Genomic DNA, 16563 nt, shown 5'->3' on the forward strand with positions numbered 1-16563 from the left:
AATCATCGGGTCATCGCAGCCCCCATGCACAGTCTGGCAGCCTGCGACATGGCCGACACCAGCATTCTATGCCGCGACACCCGCACCACGGCCCCCAAGAGACCCGCAGTGATTGAGCGCCTGCCCGAGGCGCTCACGGCCAGGTGGCGCGCGGTGCGGGTTCGCCCCCGTCCCGGCCGCGGGGGTCACTCCGGGGTGCCCTCGTCGACCCAGCGCGCGAAGGCGGCGATGTGGTCGGCCGGCCAGGCGCCGTCGCAGGGCATGGTGCCGGCCCGGAGGCGGGTCAGGATCGCGGGGGCGTGGTCGCGGACGTCGGTGTACGTCCACAGGTCGAACGCGAACAGCATCGAGCGGCGGTCGCGCTCCCTGAACAGGGGTTTGATGTGTGCGCCGAAGCTCACCGGGGTTCCGGGCGCGGGCAGTTGGAGGGGGACGGCCGGGGCGTCGTCCTCGGTGGCCGGGGCGAGGGCCGAGATCCGGCTGCCGGGCGGCCCCGCGGCCGTCCGCCAGTCCCAGTGGGGCATGGGCATGTGCTCGGGCGGCCGGGCGTGCGTCTGGGAGTTCTCGAACGCCAGCCGCGACCCCCATTCGATGTAGGCGCCGAACGCGGCTCTGAACTCGGGGTCGTTGGGCAGCCCGGCGTCGCGCGCCGAGCGCGTCAGCAGTTCCACCCAGCGGGCCCGCTGTTCCTCCGTCAGGCACCGTCCGCGGTGCTGGGACAGCATGTGGGAGTAACCGCCGTACTGGCCGCTGTAGTACGACGGGCCGCCGAACACCTCGCTGAGCCACTTGGCGACCCGCTCCGGATGGTCGGCGGACATCGTGGCGAACAGTGGGGCGAGCAGGTCGTCGCCGGGGACATGCCGCTCGTAGAAGATCCGGGTCATTCTGGTCAGCGCCGGGAGGCCGCCGGCCCATTCGAAGATCGACGGCGTCTCGTCGTCCGCCCGTATCGGATCGCGGAAGCCGATGCGCCAGTGCATGCCGGAGCAGAACGGCTTGTTCTGCGAGTGGCCGCAGCGGCAGAGGGCGTAGTGCTCGGTGGACGAGCCCTGGCTGCCGCCGCGCAGATCCGTACCGGCGCCGTCGGTGAGGGCAACCGAGCCGGTCACGCGGTAGGGGCCGTCCTGGGTGACCTGGACGGCGGGCGGCCGGGTGCCGCCCCAGTCGACCTGGTCGCGCGCCTCCACCGCGTCGACCGCGTAGGCCAGTGCGCCGGACGGGCAGTCCCTGACCGCCCGGATGATCTCGTCCATCCGGCCGCCGCTGGGCGTCACGAAGGGTTCTGACCCGGCGTGGAAGACCGTCGCCAGCCGGTCCGTGCACAGCCCCGAGTGCTGGCAGATGCCCCGGTTGTCGAGGACGGTCACCTGTTGCCCGACGTAGGTGTCGCGGCGGTCGGGGACCCGCCGGGGGTCCTTGGCGTCGTCGAAGCCGTCGCGCAGGCAGGAGGCGTCGCACCCGGGCTTGTCCGCGGACCGGCCGCACCGGCACAGGGCCGCCACCGGGCCGGCGTCGACGGGGCATCCCAGGTGATCGGTGAGGTCCGGTGCCCCTGCGGCGACAAGTGGTCCGCCGGGCACGACCGTCAGTGTCGCCCCCGTACGGGCGGCGGCCGCGGCCGCCAGCCGCTCCCGGCGCTCCGCCCCCGCGACGCCGGAGGCCGAGGACAGGAGCCGGCAGCACGTGTGCAGACAGGCCACGGCCAGCGTCAGCGCCAGGTCGTCACCGTCCTGCCCGGCCGCCGCCCACAGTGCGGTGGCCCGCTCGGCCACGCCCCACAGCAGGGCTTCGGCTTCGTCGCGGGCTTCATCGCCTGTCTTGTCGCCGGGCACGGTGACGGTCGTACGGGTACGGTCCCGGCCGTCGCCCCCGGGTGCGCGCAGCGGCTTCGCGACGCCCCACTCCAGCAGCGACCGTACGGTCCTGGGCCAGTGCACCGCCTCGGCCGCCAGGGTCAGGGCGGCGCTCTCCCGGGCGAGGGCCGCGATGTCGTATGCGCGGCCTTCCTCTCCTGCCGGTCCGCCGTCGCCTCCGGCGGGTTCGTGCGGCGGGCCCGCCGCTCGGTGCTGGTCGTTGCCGTTGCTCATCGTGTGGCCCCCGTTGTCGATGGTGAACGCCGCTCACGCACGGTCGGTGTCGCGTGTGCCCGTGCCGCCGTCGTGCGAGGCGTCCCGTACGTCGTAGTGCTTCATCTCGTCGATCTGTGCGAAGAACGGCTTGACCGCGGCGAAGAACGCGGGGAAGGCGGCGCTCCGCCGGAAACCCTGCTCGTGGCCCTCCACCGAATCCCAGACGATCCGCACGGTGTAGTGCTCGGGTTCCTCGACACCCCGGCTGACCTCGTAGTTCAGGCAGTGCTTGTCGTCGGTGAGTACCTTCGCGGCGTCCGCGTACGCCTGCTCGAAGGCGGCGGCGCGCTCCGCCGGGATGGTGTAGCGGATGTATTCAACGACCATGGAAGCGTCCTCATCTCAGGCGGAACCGGACGGATCCGGTCAGCCTCGGCCGGCTCGGATCGGGAGCCTGAACTCTAATCCAATACAGGGTTGTATTGTAAAGCCGAGACGTATCGCGATACGGTTCGCCGGTGGTGAACAGGGTCGGACGCGAACGCAATCCAGCCATCGACCAGCGGGTACTCGAAGCGGCTGGTCGTCATCTGGCGTTGTACGGCTACGAGGCGATGTCGCTCGCCGCCGTCGCCGAGGAGGCCCGCACCACCCGCCAGGCCCTCTACCGCCGGTGGCGCAACAAGGCCGAACTCGCCGCCGCTGTCGTCGCCGAGATGCCGGACCTCGCGGACATGGCGGAGACCGCCGACCCGTTCGGCGACCTGGTCGACGAACTGACCGACTTCCAGCGGGGCGTCTCCCACAAGGGGCGTCTCTCACTCGTCGGCACGATGCTCCAGGACACCACCGACCCCGAGGTACGCGCCCACTACCGCGCCCGGGTGATCGCGCCCCGCCGGGCCCGCCTGCGCGCCATCCTCGAACGGGGCGTCGGACTCGGCCTGTTGGACGCCGACGCCGACCTCGACGTCGCTCTCACGATGTGCACGGGCGCCTGGTACGGCCGCGCCCTGGCCGGTGAGGCCGTACCGCCCAACTGGCCGGAGCGCACGGCCCGACTGGTCTGGCGCGCCCTGGGCGGACAACCACCGGAGCCTGGGACGCCGGCTGCGTGACTCCGGCCCCCGCGGGACCGTATCGGATACGCGGCGATCGCCTACGGGACCTGGATTCCGGGCGCGCAGATCGCGTAGGAGAACAGATCGACAGTGATGGTCGAACTGGTATTCCGGGCTGCGACGATCCACCCGGCGGACGTCGGCCCGTTGGCGGTGACCATGGCGACGGAATTGCCCCCGTCGAGCGCGTTGTAGCCGCCGCCCGTAGGTACTTGCCCGTCCGGGCAAGTGACCTCGGACGAGGCCCTCTGTCCTGGCGCGAGCACGACATGACCCGTGACTTTCGTATATGTCTCTGCTTGCCGCGTGGCGCGCCCTGATGTGTCTTTCACCGGACTGTCACCGGAAGCCTCAGCCGCGCCGACGCCCGCGCCGATTGCCACGACTGTGAGCAATGAGAGAACCCGGACCCATTTCATGGTGACCTCCTAGGCTGTTCACCTGCCGCTTCTCGATATGCCCTGGTCCTTGTCCGACATATCTGCCCTTCGCCCGGACGGGCGAGTGCCGCAGGCTCGAGCCCGCCGGTCACCAGACGTCCACACCGTTCGGGTGACGCGGTCAGTTGGACTTCTCGTCGTGGCCGCCGAAGCCCTTGCGCATGGCCGACAGTGCTTTGTCGGCGAAGTCGTCGAGGTGGCGGGAGGAGAAGCGGGAGTACAGGGCGGAGGTGAGGACCGGGGCGGGGACGCCCTCGTCGATCGCGGCGATCGAGGTCCAGCGGCCTTCACCGGAGTCCGACACGCGGCCGGCGTAGTTCTCGAGCCCGGGGGATTCGTGGAGAGCCGCGGCGGTGAGGTCGAGCAGCCAGGAGCCGATGACGCTGCCGCGGCGCCAGACCTCGGTGACCGCGGTGGTGTCGATGTCGTACTGGTAGTACTCGGGCTGCTCCATCGGCGCGGTCTCGGCATCCGCCTCCGTGCGGCGCTTGCCGGCGTCGGCGTTGCGCAGGATGTTCAGGCCCTCGGCGAGCGCGGCCATCATGCCGTACTCGATTCCGTTGTGGACCATCTTCACGAAGTGGCCGGCGCCGTTGGGGCCGCAGTGCAGATAGCCCTCCTCGGCGGGCACCGACTCCCCGGTGCGTCCGGGAGTCCGGGGCACGTCGCCCTTCCCGGGGGCGATGGTGGCGAAGAGCGGGCTCAGGCGCTCCACGACGTCGGTCTCACCGCCGATCATGAGGCAGTAGCCGCGTTCCAGTCCCCAGACGCCGCCGCTGGTCCCGCAGTCGACCAGGTGGACCCCGCTGTCCGACAGGGCCGCAGCGCGGTTGATGTCGTCGCGGTAGTAGGAGTTGCCGCCGTCGATGACGGTGTCGCCCGGTTCCAGCGCGCCGGCGAGCGCCTCGATGGTCTTGGCGGTGATGTCGCCCGCGGGCACCATCACCCAGGTGGCCCGCGGCGGGGTCAGCTTCGCGGCGAGGTCGGCGAGCGATGTCGCTCCGGTAGCACCCTCCTTCTCCAGGGCCGCGACCGCCTGGGGGTTGACGTCGTAGACCACGCAGCTGTGGCCGTCGCGCATCAGGCGGCGGGCGATGTTGGCTCCCATCCGGCCCAGCCCGATCACGCCGAGCTGCATCGGGGTGCTTGTCGCCATGCTGTCTTCTCCTTCAGCCTCAAACGGGACTAGTCGGCGCTCGAAAGCCAGGGCAACTGCCAGGACGTGCGGCCCGGGGTCTGCACGGGCCCCCAGGACCCTCGTTCGTAGGGCGCGGGGGCGGGCGGGTGGTCCACCAGGGGCTGGATGACGCGCCAGGTCTCCTCCACCACGTCCTGCCGGGTGAACAGCGAACGGTCGCCGGTCAGGGCGTCGTTGAGGAGCCGCTCGTAGGGCTCGGGGGGTTGGCCGAGCTCGGCGGCGAAGGACAGGTCCAGGTGGACGCTCCTGGCCGAACTGCCGGACGCCTTCTTGGAGAGCAGGTACACCCGCAGGCCCGGGTCGGGGTCGATCCGCAGCACCAGCTCATTGGGGTCGGGGTGCTCGGGCTCGTCCAGGAACGCCAACCGGGGCGGTCGCTTGAAGACCACCCGCACCTCGGTGGCCCTGGCGGCCAGCGCCTTGCCCGCCCGGATGTGGAACGGCACACCGCTCCAGCGCCAGTTGTCCACCGCCAGGCTCAGTTCCACATAGGTCTCGGTCCGCGAGCCCGGCTTGACGCCGGGCACGTCCAGATAGCCCTGGTACTGGCCGCGCAGGCAGCGGGCCGGATCGACATCGGCCATGGCTCTGAAGACATCGACCCGCCGGTCCCACAGGGCGTCGGGTCCGGAGCCGACCGGTGCTTCCATGGCGACCAGGGCGAGCACCTGCAGGAGATGGTTCTGGACCACGTCGCGCAGTGCGCCCACCGGGTCGTAGAACGCCCCGCGGTCCTCGACCCCGAAGTTCTCGGCCATGGTGATCTGCACGCCGGCCACATGGTCGCGGTTCCAGACCGGTTCCAGGAGCGCGTTGGCGAACCTGAGGAAATGGATGTCCAGTACCGGCTGCTTGCCCAGGAAGTGGTCGATCCGCAGGATCTGCTCCTCGGCCAGTACCTGGTGCAGGCGCGCGTTGAGCGCGCGGGCGGAGGCCAGGTCATGGCCGAAGGGCTTCTCCAGCATCACGGTGGCGTGCGCGGTGAGGTCGGCCGCGCCCAGTGCCTCGACGACCGGGGCGAACAGCGAGGGCGGGATCTCCAGGTAGAACAGGGGCTTGTCGGCGTCCTTCAGCCGGTCGGCCAACGCCTGGTAGAGGGCCTGGTCGGCGAAGTCGCCCTGGAGGTAGGACAGACGGCGGGCCAGCCGGTCGAAGGCCCTGGCCTCTGTGGGCTCACCGGCCGCTTCCAGCGCCGCGCGCAGGGCGGAGACCAGGTGGTCGTGCGACCAGTCCTCACGCGCGACCCCGATGATCGGGCAGTCCAGAAGCCCGGCGGCCTCCAGGCGGTAGAGCGAGCGGAAGGTCATCTTGCGGGCCAGGTCGCCGGTGATACCGAAGATCACCAGGGTGTCGGCGGTCACCGCGCAGCCCCCCGCTGCCCGGGTCCGCGACCGGGCAGCCGATGGGGCCGGGAGGTCGACGGCGGCGTCCTGTGCGTTTCGGCGAGGACGCCGCCGGGGGCAAAGCGATGTGTCCGACCCAGCCTAGGCAGACCATTCGTCATGATGGTGACGATATAGCCCGTACTTCACGCATGCTGGCGCTGCGATCATGCGGACCTGGCGTATCCGCAAGGCCCGCCCCCGTACCCGGGCCCCGTGGCGCAAGGATGCGTTGGGCCGTCCCGGGCCGGGGGCCGCGATAGGCCAAGAGGGTGAGTACCGGCTTTCCGGGCGTCGCTCCCCGAGCGGTGGCTCTGGGTCGCCGCCGGGGTGCGTCACCGCAGCAGGGACAGGTCGATCGCGTTGGCCAGTGCCTGCATGCCGGCTTCGTTGGGGTGGAGGTGGTCGCCGGAGTCGAAGGCGGGGTTGAGGGCCGCGGGGTCGGCCGGGTCGGCGACGGCCTTCTCGAAGTCCACGACTCCGTCGAAGGCGCCGCTGGTGCGGATCCAGGTGTTGGCGGCCTGGCGTAGCGCTTCGGCGGAGGCGCTGTAGTAGCCGGCGCCCTTGTCGGGCAGGAGGGTGCCGCCGATGATGCGGACGCCGGCGGCGTGGGCCTGCCGTATCAGGTTCTGGTAGCCGCCGATCAGGTCCTGTGCGGTCAGCGGGGCGCCGCCGGGACCGGCGTTGTTGCCGATGTCGTTGATGCCCTCCAGCAGGATCACGTCCCGCACCCCGGGCTGGGCCAGCGCGTCGTGGGCGAAGCGCTGGGTGGCGCTGATGCCCTGCCAGATGTTGGGTACGTCGGTCAGGACGCGGTTGCCGCCGATGCCGGCGTCGACCACGCCCATGGGCCGGGTTCCCGACAGCCGCCGGGCCAGGTCGTCGGGCCAGCGGTGGTAGGCCCCCGCCGGGGTGTTGTAACCGTCGGTGATGGAGTCGCCGAAGGCCACCACGGTGCCGCGGGCGTCGGAGGGGACCACGTCGAGGCCCGAGAGGTAGTACCAGGAGGTGGTCGCCGCGACGTAGTTGCCGTCCGCGGTGTCCCCGGTGTGGTCTCCCGGCAGGGACAGATAGCTGGTGTCGAAGGCGTCGGAGTGCCAGGTGGCGGAGCTTGTCGCGTGCGGAAGGTAGATGCTGACCAGAATGTTCTGGTCGGCCTTGACGGACATCGGGACCGGGTCGCTGACGAGTTCCGACCCGGCGGCCAGCGTCACGGACGTGTGGTGGGAGAAGGTGACCGCCCGCCGCGTTCCGGCGACCGCCGTGGCCCGCTCGGCCTGCGCGGCGACGCTGACCGCTCCCACGGTCAGCGCGGTGGTGCCGCGCAGGTTGGACAGGTGGATGCGGAGTGCGGATCCGCCGACGCTGGAGTGCGCGACCATCCGGATCGTCTGGTCGTTGAAGTTCGGCCCGCCGATCGTCATGCTCGGCGCCCACGCCGCCACCCGCTGCGGGGCGGCCGCGTGCGTATCGGCCTGCCGGCCTTCGGCGAGGGGCGCGCCGCCCATGAGTGCGGCGACGGCAGCCGAAGTGGTCAGCAGGGTCAGCAGGGTTCTTCTCTGTGCGACAGGCATGGTGCGTTCGCCTCTCTCGGGGCGTGGCGAGGGGGGTGGTGGTCCGTGGTGAGCAGGAGTGACCGGGATGGTCAGCTGAGCGTGAATCCGTCCACCAGCAGATAGCTGCCGCTGAGCTTGGTCACCGTCAGGGTGTGCCGGCCCGCGGTCAGTCCGGTCGCGGTGTACACGCTCTGCTGCGCGTGCCTGTCGGCGGTGTTCGCGCTGACCGTTCCCTTCGAGGCACCGTCCACGGTGATCCCGATGTCGCCCTCGTCGGAGTTGGTCTCGGTCAGGAAGCTGATCCCGGTGCCCGTGAAGGTGATCGTGGCGGCGGCGCCGTTGGCTTGCGCGTAGTGCACGCCGTTGTCCAGGTCACCGTCTCCGCGGGAGCCGCTCGACGACCAGCTGCCGGTGTACGCCACGCGCAGGTCGTCGTCGTCGACGACCGGTCCGGGCAGGGTGCCGGGGCCCGCGGCGTCCACGATGGACTGTGCCCCAGCAGGCCAGTTCCCGTCGGTCACGACCGTGGCCTGCTGGAAGGAGATGTCCGTGCCGTTGTTGTTGTACGAGGAGGTGTCGCTGTAGTTGTCGTGGATCGAGTCGTCGTGGATGCTCGGGGTCCACAGATTCGTCCAGAGCGAGCCGTTGCTGAAGCGCACCACGTTGTCATGGGTGTTCCACAGCGAGCTTCCCTCGTCGTGGTAGATCATGTTGCAGCCGTCGATGCACTCCGACAGGACGTTCCCGGAGAATTCGGAGGCCGCGGACTGGCCGCCGAGGGTGTAGATCGGCCCGCCGTCGAACAGTGCGCCCATCACGCTGTGCACATGGTTGCCGAGGATCTTGTTGCCTCCGGCGTACGTGGTGCCGTGCAGACATGGGTTGGGCAGTCCCTGGGCGGCCTGGAGTGTGCAGTTCGACGCCCAGCCCCAGCCCCAGCCGATGGACATGCCGGAGTACGGGGTGTAGCCCACGTCGTTGTGCGAGATGACAGTCCCTCTGCTGTGCCCGACCCAGACGCCGACGGCGTCCTGGTACTCCTGGCCGGGGAACCGTACGACGCTGCCGGACACCGTGTTGCCGCTCGTCATGAGCGCCGGGTCGGTCTGGTAGTAGTCGTCGACCTCGCCGATCGACACCCCGCCGCCCGAGGTGTCGGTGATTGTCGTCGACTCCACGGCGGAGTCCTGGGTCTGGTCGGCCAGGTCGATCCCCGTGGTCCCGGTGTGCTGGACGGTGTCACCGGAGAAGGTGACCCGCGCGCCCCGGTGCACCTGGACCGCGGCGGGGATACGGGTCGGGGTGCGCGTCGCCGGGTCCCAGAGCACCCCGGCCTGGTTGTCGATGTAGCCCTCGGCCGTGGGGGCGTTCCAGGTGGTGTAGGCGAAGGTGAGCCCGGAGAAGACCAGGTCGTGCACGGGTGCGATCACGTCGCGGATCACGGTGAAGCCGTCGATGAGCAGATACGATCCGCTGGTGTTGACCAGGCGCAGCGTGTGGGTGCCCTTGGCCAGCCCGGTGACCGAGACCATCGCCTGCTGGGCGAGGCGTTCGGGGCCGTTGCCCGAGACGGTCGAGACCTTCGCGCCGTCGATGGAGACGTCGGCGCTGCCCTCGTCGGAGTTGGTCTCGGACAGCACCTGGATCCCGGTGCCGTCGAAGGTGTAACTGACCGCGTCCCCGCTGGTGTTGGTGTAGTGCACGTCCGCGTTCAGGTCGCCGAGGTGGCGTCCGCTGGAGTAGCCCCAGCTTCCGGTGTAGACCGCCCGCCAGTCGGTGTCGTTCACGGGTGCCAGGTGCCCCGGGGTGCCCGAGGCGTCGAGCAGTTCGCCGGCGACCGGCAGTTCGACATCCGCGGTGGCCAGGTTCTCGCCGGGCCTGGGCACGTAGTACAGGTAGCCGGCGCCGCCGTCGAGGTAGAACTGCCCGGGGGTGCCGAGCAGTTGGTAGGCGTTCTCCAGCCAGGTGACGCCGTCCAGGGTGGGCAGTCCCGCGCCGTTGAACGGGAAGCTGGGGTTGGGCACGGAGGAGTGGTTGTTGTTCCAGCAGCCGGGGTCGACGGTGAGGTCGGAACCGCCGGACGCGGAGCGCGAGATGGACGCCAGGGGGCACCGCATCTGCTTCCAGGCGTTGTTCCTGACGACCTCCACCTGGGCGGGGTTCGTCCAGGAGGCGTAGGCCGGGTCGCTGGTGGTGAAACCGGTGGCGGTCGCGGAGAAGCCGCCGGGGTTCTTCTGGCTCCGCGCCCGGTCGGCGCGTACGCCGTCGACGAACAGCTCGCGACTGGCCGTGCCCGTGGGGACCTTGGCGCGGTAGATGTGCTTGGCGGCGTCCACCTCCGTGAAGCCGGTGACGCGGGTGGCGCCGCTGAGTACGGGTGTCTGCCCGGCGGCCGCCCGGTACACCACCGGGTGCCCGGGTCTGCCGGAGTCCTCAACTCCCAGCCGGAAGGGGGAGGTGAGCCGGTACGTGCCGCCGCGCAGCTCGACCACCACGTTCCCTGCCGCCTGCGGGACGAGAGCGCGGGCGCGGTCGCGGGCGGTGTCCAGTGAGCACGGTGCGTGCGTGCTGCAGGCGGAACCGCGCCCGTCGGGCGCGACGTGGAGGGTGTCCGCCGCCGGGGCGGATCGGGGTGGGCCGCCGGTGAAGCCGAAGCATGCGGCGGCGGCGACAAGAAGGCATGCCACAACGGGGTTGCGCATCGTGGGTCTCCAGCGGGGGAGTGGAGGGGGTCAGACGTCCCATGAATGTACGGGTGAGCAACCCCTGCGCCTAGAGGTGTGCAGGATCTGTGGCGAGAAGGTCCGACCTCTCCGCGGCTCGAACGAGAAGTCTGGGTGAAACGGTCAAATGCCGCGAGCGAAGGGCCTGATCAGCCATGATGAGTCCCCGCCCGGATCTGATCGGCATCGGTTGTTCCTTCGATTCACCGTCAAAACACCTGCATGGACGCCGATGTGAAACCTGAGCGGCCAACTTCACCGACTTTCCAGGCTTCGTGTTTTTTTCATTGACAACGGAAAAGAATCCCCCCTAGGTTTCCGGCCATGCCCTCGGCCTCCCCGCACGAGACGGTCCCGGCGACGACGCCCGCCGCCTCCCTGGTCTTCACCACCGTGCTCTCCCACGGCCCGCTCACCCGGACCGAGATAGGGCGGCGGACGAGACTGTCGTCGGCCGCGGTCACCAAGGCGGTACGGCCGCTGATGGCGGCCGGATACCTCGTCGAGGACGCGGAGGTGGGCGAGGGCGTCAGGACCGCCCTCGGCCGACCGGCCAACCCCGTACGGGTGGACGCGGGCAGGGCGTTGTTCATCGGCATCAAGGTGACCGGCGACGAGATCATCGCCGTACTGACCGACCTGTGCTGCCGTATCCGCACCGCCCGGCACCTGCGGCTCCCCGGCCGTGAACCGTCCGCGGTGCTTCCGTCCCTCCTGGCCATGGTGGAAGAACTCCGCACGGAGGCCGACGGGTTCGGTGTGCAGGTGTGCGGTCTGGGCCTCGCCGTCTCGGGGGACGTGGACCGCACCGAAGGCGTGGTGCGCTACTCGCCCTTCCTGGAGTGGCGCGACATACCGCTCGCGCAGCTCGTCGGGGACGCCACCGGGCTGCCCGTCACCGTCGACAACGACGTACGGGCGCTCACCGTCGCCGAGCAGTGGTTCGGGGCCGGAGTGGGACTGACCGACTTCGCTCTGGTCACCGTGGGCGCCGGTATCGGCTGCGGCCTGGTGGTGAACGGGCGGGTCGTGTCGGGCGCCCACGGGGTGGCCGGTGAGATCGGGCACCTGTCCCTCGACCCACTGGGCCCGCCCTGCTACTGCGGCGACCACGGCTGCGTGGAGGCCATCGCCGCGGACCCCGCCATCCTGCGCGAGGTCCGCGAGACCACCGGCACGTCCGTGGCCACCATGGCCGAGGCGCTGGCACTCGCCCGTGGCGGCGACCCCCGGGTCCGGGAGGTCTACGCGCGGGCCGGTGTGGCCATCGGCCGGGCCATCGCCTCCGTGGTGAACATCCTCGGCCCGGCCCGGGTGATCATCTCCGGCGAGGGCCTCGCCGCCTACGACCTGTTCGCCGAAGGCATCCGGGACGCCTTCGCCAAGTCCGTCTTCGGCGCCGCCGCCCAGTGCGACGTGATGACACGTCCGCTGCCCTTCGAGGAGTGGGCGCGCGGCGCCGCGGCGACGGCGATCCAGTCCTTCATCGGATCAGACACGCGTGAGGAGTATCGATGACGCGGAACAACCCTGGTGACCCCCTGCGCCGGACGGTGAGAACCCTGCTGGTGCTGGCCGTCACCGCGGGTGTCGCGACCGCCGTCCCCGCCGCCGGGAGCGCCGCCACCCCCGAAGCGACCACCACCGCACAGGCGACCACCACTGCACCGGCCGCGGCACCCCTGGCCGCCACCCCGTACATGGGCTGGTCGAGCTGGAGCATGCAGTCCTCCAGCTACCCGGGCCTCAACCCCGACGGCAACTACAGCTACCTCACCGAGGCGAACGTCCTGAAGCAGACGGACGCCCTCGCCTCCAAGCTCAAGCAGTACGGCTACGACTACGTCAACATCGACGCCGGCTGGTGGATGGACAACACCTGGAAGCAGGGATACGACCAGTACGGCCGGCAGACCCCCGACCCCACCCGCTTCCCCCACGGCATGAAGTCGGTCGCCGACCACATCCACTCCAAGGGCCTCAAGGCCGGCATCTACCTGCCCGTCGGACTGGAGAAGGGCGCGTACGGCGACGGCAAGACACCGATCTGGAACGCCCCCGGCTGCACCACCGCCGACATCGTCTACCCGGACCTGCGCACCACCAACGGCTGGGACAGCGCCTACAAGCTGAACTTCGCCAACCCGTGCGCGCAGAAGTACATCGACTCGCAGGCGCGGGAACTCGCCGACTGGGGCTACGACTTCCTGAAGCTGGACGGCGTCGGCCCCGGCTCCTTCAAGTCCGGTGACAACTACGACAACGTCCCCGACGTCGCCGCCTGGCACCAGGCCATCGCCGCCACAGGGCGCCCGATCCACTTCGAACTGTCCTGGGCGCTCGACATATCCCACGCCGCCGACTGGAAGAAGTACTCCAACGGCTGGCGTATCGAGACCGATGTCGAGTGCTACTGCAGCACCCTGGTCACCTGGGAGAACTCGGTCAACGACCGGTGGAACGACGCCCCCGCGTGGAGCGACAAGGCGGGCCCCGGCGGCTGGAACGACCTCGACTCGGTCGATGTCGGCAACGGCGCGATGGACGGCCTCACCAACGCCGAGCGGCAGAGCTACATGACGCTGTGGGCCATCAACAAGTCGCCGCTGTTCACCGGTGACGACCTCACCCGGCTCGACAGCTACGGCGTCTCCCTGCTCACCAACAGGGAAGTCATCGGCGTCGACCAGAACTCCTCGCCCGTGGCGCGCCCGGTCACCCCGGTGGGGGACCAGCAGGTCTGGGGCACCAGGAACGCCGACGGCAGCTACACCGTCGCCCTGTTCAACCTCGCCGCCGCACCGGCCTCCGTGACCGCGAACTGGGCGTCCTTCGGCTTCACCGGCAACGCTTCCGTACGCGACCTGTGGAACAAGCAGAACCTCGGCACGTACAAGAACAAGATCACCGAGGCGCTGCCCGCCCACGGCTCCCGGCTGTTCACCATCAGGCCCGCGGGCGGCACGCTGAAGACCACCGGCTACGAGGCCGAGGCCGCGAACAACACCCTGTCGGGCAACGCCTCCGTCGCCGGCTGCGACGCCTGCTCGGGCGGCAAGAAGGTCGGCAACCTCTACCAGGGCGGCACGCTGCGGTTCAACGACGTCACGGTGAAGAAGGACGGGATCTACACCGTCAACGTCGCCTACGTCAGCGGCGACCCCCGCTCGGTGACCGTCTCCTCCAACAGCGGCAACGGCACCAGCCTGCCGTTCCCCTCCACCGGCGACTGGAGCACGGCCCACACCGTCAGCGTCCAACTGGCCCTCAAGGCGGGCGCCAACACGATCACCTTCGACAGCGGAAGCGACGGCTACGCACCCGACATCGACAAGATCGACGTGCCGCAGTCCCTGTGATGCCGCAGTCCCTCTGACGAAACGGAAGGCCCGCGGGCGCGTCGTGCGCGCCCGCGTGGCTTCCGCCTGCGCCGTTCCCCCCGATTTGGAGTGCAGCACGTGGACACCCAGCACACCTCACCTCCCGGCGACCACCCCAGCCGCAGAGGCTTCCTCGCGCTCGCTGCCGGAGCCGGCGCGGCCGCCGCGCTCGGCGCCCTGCCCGCCTTCACCGCCTCCGCGGCCCCCTTGCGTCCCACCGAGTCCCCGCTGCTGTCCGGGGCCGCCGCCGCGCGGAACCAGCTCTGGTGGCAGGCCCCCGGCTCCGCCGGGTCCATGATCAGGCAGGGGCTGCCCGTGGGCAACGGGCGCCTCGGTGCGCTCGCCACCAACGACCCCGCCAGTGAACTCCTGACGATCACCGACGCCACCTTGTGGACCGGCGGCCTCAACGACACGCTCGACAGCGACGGCCAGTTCCCGTACGGCCGCGACGACTTCGGCTCACTCACCCTCCTGGCCCAGCTCACCGTCGACATCCCCGACCACGACCTGGGCAGCGTCAACAACTACCGCCGCGTCCTCGACCTGGCGCAGGGCGTGGTCAGCGCGTCGTACGAGGTCTCCGGCGTCTCCTACCAGCGGCAGATCTTCGCCAGCCTCCCGGACGACGCTATCGTCCTGCACTTCTCCCAGCAGGGCGGCGGTGCGTACACCGGTACGGTCTCCCTCACCGGCACCCACGGGGAGACGACCACCGGCAGCAGCGCAGGGCGCTACGCGTCGTTCGGCGCCACCCTGGCCAACGGCCTGAAGTACGGCGCCGCCGTCACCGCCTACAGCAGCTCCGGCAAGGTCACCGTCAGCGGCGCGTCGCTGTCCTTCAGCCGCTGCAAGGACCTCACGGTCGTCGTCAGCGGCGGCACCAACTACGCGCCCGACGCGGCGGCGCACTTCCGCGACCCGTCCCTGGACCCGCGGGCCCTCGCCAGGACCAAGGTCCTTGCCGCGGCCCGCCATTCGGCGAGCACCCTGCTGCACACCCACGTCGCCGACTTCCTGGCCCTGTCGGGGAGGATGGCCGTCGACCTCGGCAGCTCCTCCGCCGCCCAGCGCGAACTGGACACCTGGGACCGGCTGCAGGCCCGCTGGCGCGACAATGTCCCCGACCCGGAACTGGAGGCCGCCTACCTGCAGTTCGGCCGCTACCTGATGATCTCCGGATCGCGGGGCAGCCTGCCGATGGGCCTGCAGGGCGTGTGGCTGGACGGCAACGACCCGGACTGGATGGGGGACTACCACACCGACATCAACGTTCAGATGAACTACTGGGCGGCCGACCGGACCGGGCTGTCCGGTAACTTCGACGCGTTCGCGGACTACTGCCTCGCGCAGCTTCCCGCCTGGACGGACGTCACCCAGCGGCTGTTCAACACCTCCACCAACCGCTACCGCAACTCCAGCGGGAGGATCGCGGGCTGGACCGTGGCCATCTCCACCAACCCCTACGGCGGCGGCGGTTGGTGGTGGCACCCGGCGGGCAACGCCTGGCTGTGCCAGAGCCTGTTCGCGCACTACGAGTACACCCAGGACCGCGCCTACCTGCGGAAGATCTACCCCCTTCTCAAGGGCGCCGTGCAGTTCTGGGAGGCCCGCCTCATCACCACGACCGTCACCGACGCGTCCGGGACCTCGCGGCAGGTGCTGATCGCCGACAGCGACTGGTCCCCCGAGCAGGGCCCGCTGGACGCCAAGGGCATCACGTACGCGCAGGAAGCGGTGTGGAACCTGTTCGGCAACTACCGCACGGCCACGGCGGCCCTCGGCCAGGACACCGGCTACGGCACGACGATCGACGGGCTGCGGGAGCGCCTGTACCTGCCGGTGGTCAGCCCCAAGACCGGCTGGTTGGAGGAGTGGATGACGCCCGACAACCTCGGCGAGACCACCCACCGGCACCTGTCCCCGCTGTTCGGACTCTTCCCCGGCGACCGGATCCGCCCCGACGACTCCACCCCCACCGACATCCTCGCCGGCGCCACCGCGCTGCTGACCGCCCGCGGAATGAACAGCTACGGCTGGGCCAACGCCTGGCGCGCCCTGTGCTGGGCGCGTCTGAAGGACGCCGACAAGGCGTACCAGCTCGTCGTCAACAACCTCAAACCCTCGACCAACGGCAGCAACGGCAGCGCGCCGAACCTCTTCGACATCATGGACATGGGAGGAGGCCGCGGCATCTTCCAGATCGACGCCAACTTCGGCACCCCGTCGGCGATCGTCGAGATGCTCATCTACTCACGCCCCGGCCACATCGAACTGCTGCCCGCCCTTCCCGCCGCCTGGGCCGCATCGGGCTCGCTCTCAGGCGTGGGCGTCCGCGGCGGCTTCGTCGCCGACCTCAGCTGGAAGAACGGCCGCGTCACCCAGGCCACCCTCACCAGCGTCGGCGGCCGCACCACCACACTCCTGTCGCGCGGCGCCTCCCGGCAGATCAGCCTCCGGCCCGGAGAGTCGGTGACCCTGCGCAACCTCTGAGCTCACCTCAACGCCCGGCCCGGAGCGAACCGGCGCAAGCCGCGCTCCGGCCGGGTCGCGCCCGCGCTCGCTGATCCGATCCGATCCGACGCGACGGGACGTGGCCCGGCTGTCGCGCGGAGCCTTGACGCATCGGATGTGTCTGCCTACCGTCATCCTGCATGCGCGAATCTGGTGAGATTCGTTTGTTCAAGTTGC

Annotated in this window: 11 protein-coding genes; 4 read left to right on the forward strand and 7 right to left on the reverse strand. The window is 70.2% G+C overall.

Annotation, left to right across the window (positions count from 1 at the left end; translation table 11 throughout):
- Positions 1-185: 185 nt before the first annotated feature.
- Together AB0M29_RS25010 and AB0M29_RS25015 are read right to left on the reverse strand one after the other, a co-directional pair.
- Positions 186-2090, reverse strand: coding sequence for a CDGSH iron-sulfur domain-containing protein (locus AB0M29_RS25010; RefSeq protein ID WP_365386212.1), 1905 nt, complete (start codon positions 2088-2090; stop codon positions 186-188).
- 33 nt (positions 2091-2123) lie between these two features.
- Entirely contained in the window at positions 2124-2459 is a 336-nt protein-coding gene (locus tag AB0M29_RS25015) for an antibiotic biosynthesis monooxygenase family protein (protein ID WP_365386214.1), read from the reverse strand.
- Positions 2460-2590: 131 nt separating this feature from the next.
- Between AB0M29_RS25015 and AB0M29_RS25020 the strand changes: the two genes are divergently transcribed.
- On the forward strand, positions 2591-3190 hold the full coding sequence (locus AB0M29_RS25020; RefSeq protein WP_365386216.1) for a TetR/AcrR family transcriptional regulator: 600 nt from the start codon (positions 2591-2593) through the stop codon (positions 3188-3190).
- Positions 3191-3231: 41 nt separating this feature from the next.
- Here the strand turns inward: AB0M29_RS25020 and AB0M29_RS25025 are convergent, their stop codons facing one another.
- The 5 genes from AB0M29_RS25025 to AB0M29_RS25045 form a co-directional block, all read right to left on the reverse strand.
- A complete protein-coding gene (locus tag AB0M29_RS25025) occupies positions 3232-3612 on the reverse strand; it encodes a hypothetical protein (RefSeq protein ID WP_365386218.1) in 381 nt (126 codons plus the stop codon).
- Positions 3613-3754: 142 nt separating this feature from the next.
- Positions 3755-4771 (reverse strand): phosphogluconate dehydrogenase (NAD(+)-dependent, decarboxylating), encoded by a 1017-nt coding sequence (gene gnd / locus AB0M29_RS25030; protein ID WP_365386375.1) that lies wholly within the window; start codon positions 4769-4771, stop codon positions 3755-3757.
- Between the two features lie 47 nt (positions 4772-4818).
- The gene (locus AB0M29_RS25035; protein WP_365386219.1) at positions 4819-6192 is read right to left on the reverse strand and encodes a glucose-6-phosphate dehydrogenase; all 1374 of its coding nucleotides are present in this window, start codon (positions 6190-6192) and stop codon (positions 4819-4821) included.
- 356 nt (positions 6193-6548) lie between these two features.
- A complete protein-coding gene (locus AB0M29_RS25040; protein ID WP_365386221.1) occupies positions 6549-7787 on the reverse strand; it encodes an SGNH/GDSL hydrolase family protein in 1239 nt (412 codons plus the stop codon).
- Positions 7788-7858: 71 nt separating this feature from the next.
- Positions 7859-10471 (reverse strand): hypothetical protein, encoded by a 2613-nt coding sequence (locus tag AB0M29_RS25045; protein ID WP_365386223.1) that lies wholly within the window; start codon positions 10469-10471, stop codon positions 7859-7861.
- A gap of 345 nt (positions 10472-10816) precedes the next feature.
- On the opposite strand from AB0M29_RS25045, the gene AB0M29_RS25050 reads away from it, so the two are divergent.
- From AB0M29_RS25050 to AB0M29_RS25060, 3 genes are all read left to right on the forward strand, one after another.
- On the forward strand, positions 10817-12010 hold the full coding sequence (locus AB0M29_RS25050) for an ROK family transcriptional regulator (RefSeq protein WP_365386224.1): 1194 nt from the start codon (positions 10817-10819) through the stop codon (positions 12008-12010).
- Positions 12007-13851 carry a carbohydrate-binding protein gene (locus AB0M29_RS25055; protein ID WP_365386226.1) on the forward strand — a complete coding sequence of 615 codons (1845 nt, stop codon included), beginning with the start codon at positions 12007-12009 and terminating at the stop codon, positions 13849-13851. Before AB0M29_RS25050 ends, AB0M29_RS25055 begins: the two co-directional genes overlap by 4 nt.
- A 99-nt stretch (positions 13852-13950) precedes the next feature.
- Complete coding sequence (locus AB0M29_RS25060) at positions 13951-16365, forward strand: glycoside hydrolase N-terminal domain-containing protein (protein ID WP_365386228.1); 2415 nt, start codon at positions 13951-13953, stop codon at positions 16363-16365.
- Positions 16366-16563: the final 198 nt, after the last annotated feature.

It is taken from the genome of Streptomyces sp. NPDC051976 (assembly GCF_040680795.1).
In the GTDB taxonomy this organism is placed as follows: domain Bacteria; phylum Actinomycetota; class Actinomycetes; order Streptomycetales; family Streptomycetaceae; genus Actinacidiphila.

Excerpts from the sequence above, each read along its gene's own strand:
- AB0M29_RS25010 (WP_365386212.1), bottom strand. The coding sequence starts at position 2,090 with ATGAGCAACGGCAACGACCAGCACCGAGCGGCGGGCCCGCCGCACGAA.
- AB0M29_RS25015 (WP_365386214.1), bottom strand. The coding sequence starts at position 2,459 with ATGGTCGTTGAATACATCCGCTACACCATCCCGGCGGAGCGCGCCGCC.
- AB0M29_RS25025 (WP_365386218.1), bottom strand. The coding sequence starts at position 3,612 with ATGAAATGGGTCCGGGTTCTCTCATTGCTCACAGTCGTGGCAATCGGC.
- gnd (WP_365386375.1), bottom strand. The coding sequence starts at position 4,771 with ATGCAGCTCGGCGTGATCGGGCTGGGCCGGATGGGAGCCAACATCGCC.
- AB0M29_RS25040 (WP_365386221.1), bottom strand. The coding sequence starts at position 7,787 with ATGCCTGTCGCACAGAGAAGAACCCTGCTGACCCTGCTGACCACTTCG.
- AB0M29_RS25045 (WP_365386223.1), bottom strand. The coding sequence starts at position 10,471 with ATGCGCAACCCCGTTGTGGCATGCCTTCTTGTCGCCGCCGCCGCATGC.
- AB0M29_RS25050 (WP_365386224.1), top strand. The coding sequence starts at position 10,817 with ATGCCCTCGGCCTCCCCGCACGAGACGGTCCCGGCGACGACGCCCGCC.
- AB0M29_RS25055 (WP_365386226.1), top strand. The coding sequence starts at position 12,007 with ATGACGCGGAACAACCCTGGTGACCCCCTGCGCCGGACGGTGAGAACC.